Genomic DNA, 9301 nt, shown 5'->3' on the forward strand with positions numbered 1-9301 from the left:
CATTTCCCCAACTCCTTTTAGATGGTTCTTTTCTCTTTTTGGCTTTCTCAACAACCTGACCCCACAAAGTGGGGCGACGCTTATCCAGGTACTTTGCGGGGACCCCGAAACTTATAAATTCGACAAAAAAACCGCTATGCGGGCTAACCCGAAAGCGGTTTTCCAATCTGCTCGAAGCCTTAAACCCCGATAATATGATAGCCGTTGTCCACGTGAATGACTTCGCCCGTTATGCCGCGAGACAGATTGCTCATCAGGAACATCGCGGTGTCTCCGACCTCCGCCGTCTCGGTCGTTCGGCGAAGCGGAGCCTTCTCCTCCACTTGTCTGAGGATCGAGTTGAAATCTTTGATGCCCTTGGCCGCCAGCGTCCGGATCGGACCGGCGGAAATGCCGTTGACGCGAATATTGAATTGGCCCAGATCGTTGGCCAAATAACGAATGCTTGCCTCGAGAGCGGCTTTTGCGATGCCCATGACGTTGTAATTCTTCATCGCGCGTTCGGCGCCGAGATAAGTCATCGTCATGATGCTGCCGCCTTCCGTCATGAGCGGGTACACGCGCTTGGCCACCGCCGTCAGCGAGTAGGCGCTAATGTCATTCGCCAGCGCGAACCCGTCGCGGGACGTGTCCACGAACAAGCCTTCCAGTTCTTCGGTACGGGCGAAAGCAATGCTATGTACGAAGCCGTGCAGAACGCCGAACTGCTCCTTGAGGGCAGCAGCGAGCGTATCGATCTCCTCGTCCACGGTTACGTTGCAGGGCAAAATAACGGAATTCGGGATCGTCTCCGCCAGCTTGCGAACCCGCTCCTCCACCCGCTCGCTCTCATACGTAAATGCGAGGCGTGCGCCCTGTGCGGCGAGCGACTGCGCGATCGCCCATGCGATGCTGCGGTCGTTGGCCACGCCCATGACCAATATATGTTTCCCTTCCAGCAATTGACCCATCGTTCGTTTCCCCTCTCGACTTGGGATGAATATTCCGGCATGCTCGAATCTGGAAATCTCGTATCTCTATCAACGTACCTTATTTTCCCACAAACATCAAGGGCATATCTCGAACGCCGCCTGGTCCAGCAGTGCGACGCCTTCCAGCCGGCTCAAGTCTTCCATAAGCCTGAACAAGGCGGAGTCCTTCATCTTCGCTTCCAGCATCACATCGAGCCGCTCCGTTCCGGTCTCCGAGGCAATCCGCATAAACGCCATAAGCTTGTCAGCCTCCACGTAATCGGCATGGCCGCGGGGGTCCTTCTCGTTCTTCGGGCTGGACATATGGATTTTCGGCGGGATGGCTTGTCCGTTCCATGTCGCCGCTATGCGGGGCCAGAGAGTGTCCAGCGTCTCCCCGCCCGAATTGACGTCGTGATGATGCACGTCCAACACCATCGGAGCTTGAACCTGTTCGCAAATGTCCAGCGTTTCCGAAGCGGTAAACGTTTTATCGTCATTTTCCAGTGTAATTCGACGGCGGACGGTGGAGTCCAGCTGCAGGTAATGCCGGATAAACCGCTCTCCGGCCGTTTTCTTGTCGCCGTAGGTGCCTCCGACGTGAATGTTGCATTTGGCCCGATCGTCGAGCCCCATCGTATCCAGCATGAGCGAATGGCGGAGCAAATCTTGGATGGAGTTGCGCAGCACGTCTTCTCTCGGCGTACTGAGAACTGTAAAGTGGTCGGGATGAAAGCTTACCCTCATTCCGTGTTCCTTGGTATAATCCCCCAACGAGCGAAGCTCGTCCGCAAGCGTCGGGATCGGGTCCCAGCCGGCGAGCAGCTCGTGACCTATAAGAGGAATCAGCTTGGACGAGAACCGGTACAACCGGATGTCGTGAGCTCTGTTGTGGCGCAGCAGGCGAAGCGTGTTATGTATATTTTCCGCGGCAAGCCTCTCGAGCTTGCGAATCGCCGCATCGCGGTCGGCGAGTTTGGCGAAGTTGGTCGCCGTCATCGTCTTGGAGGGCGAAGCGTTTGCCACCACCGTAGACATGGCGACATATCCGAGTCGGACGATCATGCCGGCAAAACCTCCCATCGGACCTATGATGAGGTTAGGTTGTCCGATCGGAATGGAAAGCATGCCGGCATGTCCGAAATCGCTACTGCAAAGGCCGATTTCATGACCCGAGGATCAAGTCATTCCTCCGGGGCGAAGCCTTGCTTGCGCAGCCAGTTGGCGCACTCCATCGTCCATGTGTACGCTTGCGGATGCGCGGACGCAAGTCCGAGGCCGTGGCGACCGCTTTCATAGACGTGAAGGTCGAACGGGATTTTGTTCCGGCTCAACGCGGCGGCGAACAGGAGGCTGTTCTCGACCGGCACGCCCGCGTCGTCCGCCGTGTGCCACAGAAATGTCGGAGGGGTCTCCGCATTGACGGCAAGCTCGCCCGACAGCCGTTCGCGCAGCTCCTGAGGCGGTTCTTCCCCGAGCAAATTCCGCATGGAGCCGGAATGATGCGCCTGTACGAACGAGATGACGGGATAGCACAGCACGAGCGCGTCCGGCCTGGAGCTGACCCGGTCGATCGGATCGGCTGCCTCCGGGTTGCCCGGCTCGTGATGCACGCCGGCCATGGCCGTAGCATGTCCGCCCGCGGAAAAGCCCAGCATGCCGATCTTGGCCGGATCGATGTTGTATTCCTCCGCATGGCTGCGCACCCAGCGGATCGCGCGGCGGCAATCCTCCAGCGGAGCCGGATGGCGATACGGGGCGACCCTGTAATGAAGCACAAACGAGGCGATTCCGATCGAGTTCAGCCATTCCGCGATCGGGTTTCCTTCATGATCCGCCCGGCGTGCGTAGCCGCCGCCGGGACATACGATAACGCAGCCGACCGGCTTCTGACTTGCGACCGGAAAAGCGATCAAACGGGGACGGTCCTCCTCGGTTTCCCCCGCCTGATAAGGCGCGCCGTTCGGCCATAGTTCAATTGTCATATTCGATTCCTGCCTTTCCCATTCCATCGATGGGCTTGGATTGTCCGGCGGGTTATGTCTTCTCGCCGAAAAACATTTCTTGGGCAAGCGCGGTTTGCACGCGCGATTCTTCTTCGGTCAGCTTGCGTACGAGCTCCATTTCCACTTCCGTCACTTCATCGCCCTGAAAATTGATTTCGGCGATGGAGACGACGATCTTCACGATCGCCACCGCTTCGTTGTCGGGCGAGTAGGCGATCACCTTCTGCCCGGTCGGGTAGACGCGGAAGCCTTGCTTGACCATTTTGCCGCGACCGTACTCGAGCAGTTCGTACAGCTCTTGCTCCGACTTGAACTTGCATACCGAGTTGAATTCCGTTTGGAAGCCCATAAGCCACTCCTTCGCAAAGTAAGGTTTGAAAAACTACCGACTATACAAGCTTGAACGATGAACCGATGAAACAAGAGTCTTTGGGGCCTCCTATTTCTATTTCAGCCATGAACCGATATCGAGAACGTGAGTCCTTAGTAAGTTCAAGCGTCGAACGTATAACGTATGCTTTGCTTGGCCGCATGCCGCTCGATCGCGAGACGGATTAGGTCGTCCAGCAGCTCGCCGTAAGGCTTGCCCGACTCTTTCCACAGCAGCGGGTACATGCTGAACGGCGTAAAACCGGGCATCGTGTTGATTTCGTTGATAAATACGGCTCCGTCGGATTTGCGCAGGAAGAAGTCGACCCGCGACAGACCGCTGCCGTCGATCGCCTGAAACGCCCTGATCGCCCATTCCCTTATTTCGATCGCCTTTTCCTCCGGAAGCTCGGCCGGAATGATCATCGCCGATTTCCCGTCGAGATATTTTGCCCTGTAGTCGTAAAACTCGTTGGAGGAAACGATTTCCCCCGGAACGGACGCTTCGGGCTCCTCGTTGCCGAGCACGCTTACCTCGATTTCGCGGGCGTCGACATGCTCTTCCACGATCACCTTGCGGTCATATTGAAATGCGAGATCTACGGCTTCGATTAATTCCTCGCGGTTTCTCGCTTTGGAAATGCCTACGCTGGATCCCAGGTTGGCCGGCTTGACGAAGCAAGGGTACCCGACGGACACTTCGATTTCCATCAAGAAAAAAGCCCGGTCCTTGTCCCATTGGGTGCGCGTAAAATGGCGGAACAAGCATTGCGGCAGCCCTTCCTGGGCGAATACTTTCTTCATCATCACCTTATCCATCCCTACCGCGGAAGCGAGCACGCCCGCTCCGACATAAGGCAGGTTCGCCATCTCGAGCAAGCCTTGGATCGTTCCGTCTTCGCCATACGTTCCGTGCAGCAGCGGAAACACTACATCGAGCGCAGCATTCTGCGCCGAGCTTGCGCCGGCAGCTGGTTGAATCGTGCCGAAAAACGGCTGCAGCGCCGTTGAACCGGGCGCTGCCGTTTCCGAAGAGGCGGCTTGGCTGTCCGGCTCGTTCCTCAACAGCTCGACGCGCTCCACGGGACCGGTCAGCTGCGCAGCCGGACGCCACTCCCCTTGCGCTGTTATATAGAAAGGATGGACTTCGTATTTCGTATGATCGATCGCCCGGATAACGGCCAATGCGGTTTGCAGGGAGACGTCGTGCTCGCCCGATTTGCCGCCGTACACCAACCCGACTCGGATTTTTCTGTTCATGGCTACCTCCGTATATGTGAATAGTGAACCGGTCTTTTGCCGTATGCTAACCATTAAATGACCCCATTTTAATGGAGCCTTCGCTTCGAAGCCCGGCTGCTTGTGCTTGTCGGGGGCCCCGGAAACTTTAAAAATAGTCCGCAATATGAAAAAAACGGTAGCGGGTGTTCGGAGTCCATGCATACGAGTCGCGGTAATCCCAATAACGCGCATGACTGTCCGTCGTGTGCGCACTGACTAGCGGCATTCCGACCGCGTCGAATCCCGTGACGATCGTATTGTGCTGGAAGCGGCCGTTTCCATCCCAATCGTAGCAGATGACGTCGCCTATGGCGAGACGATGCGGCGAATCTACTTGTTCCGACCGCAGTCCGCCTTTGCTAGACGACAAATAAGATTGCAGACTGTGCGCGACGGCCCAACTGAAGCTCCATAGCTCCCGGCTGCCGTCCTTGCCCTGGTACCACCATCCCGATTCCCTTTTTCCAGTATAGTTCATGGGGGCTCCCCCTGCAAAGAGGCATTGGGAAACAAAGTTCGTACAGTCTACTTCGAATTGCATGTACTGCGGATTCGTTCCGTTCCACCACTTTTCCGCATATCGCCGGGCTTTGGCTCTGTCGTATGAGGCATGACGGTGCATGGGCTCGACCGTTACGGACGGCAGCACCCGGTAATTCAAGTAAGGGACGGAGGGAAGACGGGCATCCATGGCCGCTTCATCCTCGGATTCCGCCAGAGAGAACGGCGGCACGGGAGCCGACACAGAACGTCTCTCGCCCATGACCGGCTCGACTCCGGTTATGATCCATTGGTTGCCGTTTTTCGTTACCGTGACCCGTTCCCGCTCCATCCGTTCCTCCCGGAACGTTTGTCCCAGTTGCCCATATTCGGTGCTGCGGCGAAACTCGAGCTCGACGACCGCTTCGCGATCCGCATGGTCGGCGTTCGCAATTTTCAAGCCGGTCTCGCTTCTGAGCGGTTCCGCCCGCCTTGCTTTGCGGCTGGCCTGCAAACGGCGTAACCGACCTTCCAGCTTGCGCACGAAACGGTCGTCCCGGACCATGGACGCAAGCTCGCCCGCTTCGCCGTCGATTTCCAACCGGTTGCGGCGGTGCGCATATTCGTATACGGCCGATTTCCAATTGGCGAACATGGCGATCCCCCCTGATAAGCGCTATTTTCATTTGTATGTTCCTCTCCCGGGAAACATGTTCCTCTCCCGGAATTGAGCTTGCGGGAGCGGGTTCGGATTCCGCCGGAAGGCAGGCGCAGCAACGCCGGACAAGACGCGCGATTCAAGCAAAAAAAACTTTACGCCATATCGAAGAGACGGTATACTAAGAGCATAGCGTTTTTGAAATCACGTTTCATACAGTGAAACTGATAAGCCGGGGCAACCCGGCTACCCTATCGTATAAGGAGGCTTGTACCCATGTCCAAAAAAGACCATTTCAGCGTCCGGACCCAGCTTGCCGTAGGCGGCAAGCCGTACAACTACTACAGCTTGAAAGCGCTGGAAGGCAAAGGCTTCGCCGGCATCGACCGGCTGCCTTTCTCCATTAAAGTGCTTCTGGAAGCCGCAGTCCGCCAATTCGACGGCCGCGCGATCACGAACGAACACGTCAAGCAAATCGCCGGCTGGGCCGAAGGCCGCGACGACAATAAAGAGATTCCGTTCATACCGGCACGGATCGTGCTGCAGGACTTTACCGGCGTACCGGTGGTCGTTGACCTCGCGGCCATGCGCGCCACGATGAAACGCTCCGGCGGCGACCCCAAGCGGATCAACCCGCTCGTACCGGTCGACCTCGTTATCGACCACTCCGTCATGGTAGACGCGTTCGGTACGAAGGATGCGTTGGAATACAATATGAAAGTAGAGTTCGAACGCAACGAAGAACGTTACCGGTTCCTCCGTTGGGCACAAACCGCTTTCGACAACTTCCGTGCCGTTCCTCCGGCGACGGGTATCGTTCACCAGGTCAACCTGGAATATTTGGCGTCCGTAGCCGCAACCAAGACGGTTGACGGCGAAACCGAAGTTTACCCGGACTCGCTCGTGGGCACCGATTCCCATACGACGATGATCAACGGTCTCGGCATTGTCGGCTGGGGCGTCGGCGGCATCGAGGCGGAAGCCGGCATGCTCGGACAACCGCTGTATTTCGTCACGCCGGAAGTTATCGGCTTCAAGCTGACCGGCAGCTTGGCGGAAGGCGCGACCGCGACCGACTTGGCTCTTACCGTTACGCAAATTTTGCGTAAAAAAGGCGTCGTCGGCAAATTCGTCGAGTTTTACGGTTCCGGCCTCGGCAACATCAGCTTGGCCGACCGCGCTACGGTTGCCAACATGGCACCGGAGTACGGCGCTACGATCGGCTTCTTCCCGGTCGACTTCGAGACGCTCAACTACTTGCGCAGCACCGGCCGTACCGAGGAGCAAATCGCGCTCGTCGAGGCTTATTATAAAGAGCAAGGCATGTTCCGTACGGACGAAACGCCGGATCCGGTGTTCACCGATACGATCGAGCTTGACCTGTCCACGATCGTGCCAAGCTTGGCCGGTCCGAAACGCCCGCAAGACCGCGTCGAACTGACTCAAATGAAAGAATCGTTCAATGCGATCATCCGCACGCCGATCGACAAAGGCGGTTACGGCTTGACCGAAGAGAAAATCGAGCAATCCGCCGAAGTGAAGCATCCGAACGGCGAGACGACGAAGCTCGGCACCGGCGCGGTCGTCATCGCGGCGATTACGAGCTGCACGAATACGTCCAACCCGAGCGTTATGCTGGGTGCGGGTCTCGTCGCCAAGAAAGCGGTAGAGCGCGGTTTGAAGAAACCGGCTTACGTGAAGAGCAGCTTGACTCCGGGTTCGCTCGTCGTTACCGAATATTTGCAAAAAGCCGGACTGATCGATTCGTTGGAAGCGCTCGGTTTCCACGTGGCCGGATACGGCTGCGCCACATGCATCGGAAACAGCGGTCCGCTGCCGGACGAAGTAAGCCAAGCGATCGCGGACAACGACCTGACCGTCGCCGCCGTCCTCTCGGGCAACCGGAACTTCGAGGGCCGCGTTCACGCTCAAGTCAAGGCGAACTATCTGGCTTCGCCGCCGCTCGTCGTCGCTTACGCGCTCGCCGGTACGGTCAACATCGACCTGGCCAACGACCCGATCGGCTACGACAATAACAACGAGCCTGTATACCTCAAGGACATTTGGCCGACCAACGAAGAAATCAAAGCGGCTATCGGCACGGCGCTTACGCCGCAAATGTTCCGCGACAAATACGAGAACGTCTTTACGCAAAACGAACAATGGAACAAAATCCCTGTACCGCAAGGCGAATTGTACGAGTGGGACACGAGCTCCACTTATATCCAAGAGCCTCCGTTCTTCATGGATCTTGGCGAGCAAGTCGGCGACATCGGCGAAATCCGCAGCGCCAAGACGCTGGCGCTTATGGGCGATTCCGTCACGACCGACCATATCTCTCCTGCGGGCAACATCAAGACCGACAGCCCGGGAGGCAAATATTTGCTCGAGCACGGCGTGAAGAAGGAAGACTTCAACTCGTACGGCTCCCGCCGCGGCAACCATGAAGTCATGATGCGCGGAACGTTCGCGAACATCCGGATCCGCAACCAGGTGGCTCCGGGCACCGAGGGCGGCGTAACGACATACTTGCCGAACGGCGAAGTCATGTCGATCTATGACGCATCGATGCTGTACCAAGACGAGAACACGAACCTCGTCGTCATCGCCGGCAAAGAGTACGGCACCGGCAGCTCGCGCGACTGGGCGGCCAAAGGCACGTTCCTGCTCGGCGTGAAAGCCGTCATCGCCGAAAGCTTCGAGCGGATTCATCGCTCCAACCTGGTCGGCATGGGCGTTCTGCCGCTGCAGTTCCCGGAAGGGTTCGGCTGGAAGACGCTTGGCATAACCGGCCGCGAGACGTTCGACATCCAAGGCCTCGACAACGGCGTACAGCCCGGCCAGACGGTCCGCGTCCAAGGAACCCGCGAGGACGGCACGACGTTCGAATTCGACGCCATCGTCCGTCTGGACAGCATGGTCGACGTCGATTATTACCGCAACGGCGGCATCCTGCAAACGGTGCTTCGCCAGCTGATCAAGGAAAGCAAGTAAGAATGACGAGACAAGCCGGAGTCGGGTTCCCCGCTCCGGCTTGTTTTATTTTGCTCTTTTGAATATAGTGAGTGTCCAACATTCGCAATACCACGAGGTTATTATAGGTATAGGATTTTTCAAGCTGTGTAGTTCGCTCCATAGGGATACATACTGGCGCATTCCTCTTACCTTACTTCATCGTTTCCGGAATTTCCAGCTTATCGACCATGTACCAATTCAGGTTCAATAAAATCGGCGGGATGTAGATCGGTTCAATCCACGAGAATGTTCCATTTCTCTCGAAAGTCCCGAGATACATCGTATTTTCATGCTTCTGCATGACCCATTTGTCATTAGCCATTGTCTTGCCCTGCTCCACCAGTTCCGCTGCTTGTTTGTAAGTATAGGTAGGCCCTTCGAGTCGAAGCGGGTTAGTCGGTTCCTCCTGTACCGAAAGTGCTCCGGAGTCCCATACTTCCAGGAACTCGAAGCCGGTCAGTTGGGCTTCCAATACCCGGTCTCGGAAGCGGCGAGCCGGGTTTCTACGGGATTTCATCCGTCCGCGCCACAAATAAGGTTGG

Annotated in this window: 8 protein-coding genes and 1 pseudogene; 2 read left to right on the forward strand and 7 right to left on the reverse strand. The window is 57.0% G+C overall.

The annotated features are described in order from the left end of the window. Positions 1-193, forward strand: a 193-nt coding sequence (locus tag FE784_RS41740; protein WP_218103890.1) for a hypothetical protein, incomplete at its 5' end; no start/stop codon positions are given. On the opposite strand, the gene fabI is transcribed toward FE784_RS41740, so the two are convergent. The 6 genes from fabI to FE784_RS40000 all read right to left on the reverse strand — a co-directional run bounded on the left by fabI (position 180) and on the right by FE784_RS40000 (position 5741). Further along, positions 180-950: an enoyl-ACP reductase FabI gene (gene fabI / locus FE784_RS39975; RefSeq protein WP_139607879.1), complete on the reverse strand. Its 771-nt coding sequence runs from the start codon at positions 948-950 to the stop codon at positions 180-182. The two genes, FE784_RS41740 and fabI, sit on opposite strands and share 14 nt — an antisense overlap. A gap of 96 nt (positions 951-1046) precedes the next feature. Then, the gene (gene uvsE / locus FE784_RS39980) at positions 1047-2015 is read right to left on the reverse strand and encodes a UV DNA damage repair endonuclease UvsE (RefSeq protein WP_139607880.1); all 969 of its coding nucleotides are present in this window, start codon (positions 2013-2015) and stop codon (positions 1047-1049) included. A gap of 119 nt (positions 2016-2134) precedes the next feature. Beyond that, positions 2135-2935: an alpha/beta hydrolase gene (locus FE784_RS39985; RefSeq protein WP_139607881.1), complete on the reverse strand. Its 801-nt coding sequence runs from the start codon at positions 2933-2935 to the stop codon at positions 2135-2137. A 52-nt stretch (positions 2936-2987) separates the two neighbouring features. After that, complete coding sequence (locus FE784_RS39990; protein ID WP_139607882.1) at positions 2988-3305, reverse strand: hypothetical protein; 318 nt, start codon at positions 3303-3305, stop codon at positions 2988-2990. A gap of 143 nt (positions 3306-3448) precedes the next feature. Then, positions 3449-4585: a D-alanine--D-alanine ligase gene (locus FE784_RS39995; RefSeq protein ID WP_139607883.1), complete on the reverse strand. Its 1137-nt coding sequence runs from the start codon at positions 4583-4585 to the stop codon at positions 3449-3451. Positions 4586-4712: 127 nt separating this feature from the next. Then, entirely contained in the window at positions 4713-5741 is a 1029-nt protein-coding gene (locus FE784_RS40000; RefSeq protein ID WP_139607884.1) for an amidase domain-containing protein, read from the reverse strand. A 279-nt stretch (positions 5742-6020) separates the two neighbouring features. Here FE784_RS40000 and acnA point away from each other — a divergent pair, with 279 nt between their 5' ends. Beyond that, positions 6021-8738: an aconitate hydratase AcnA gene (gene acnA, locus FE784_RS40005; protein WP_139607885.1), complete on the forward strand. Its 2718-nt coding sequence runs from the start codon at positions 6021-6023 to the stop codon at positions 8736-8738. Positions 8739-8910: 172 nt separating this feature from the next. On the opposite strand, the pseudogene FE784_RS40010 reads toward acnA, so the two are convergent. Then, positions 8911-9301 (reverse strand): annotated as a pseudogene (locus tag FE784_RS40010) (hypothetical protein); the annotation flags it as partial.

This window comes from Paenibacillus hemerocallicola, from assembly GCF_006265175.1.
GTDB classification, from domain to species: Bacteria; Bacillota; Bacilli; order Paenibacillales; family NBRC-103111; genus Paenibacillus_AB; species Paenibacillus_AB hemerocallicola.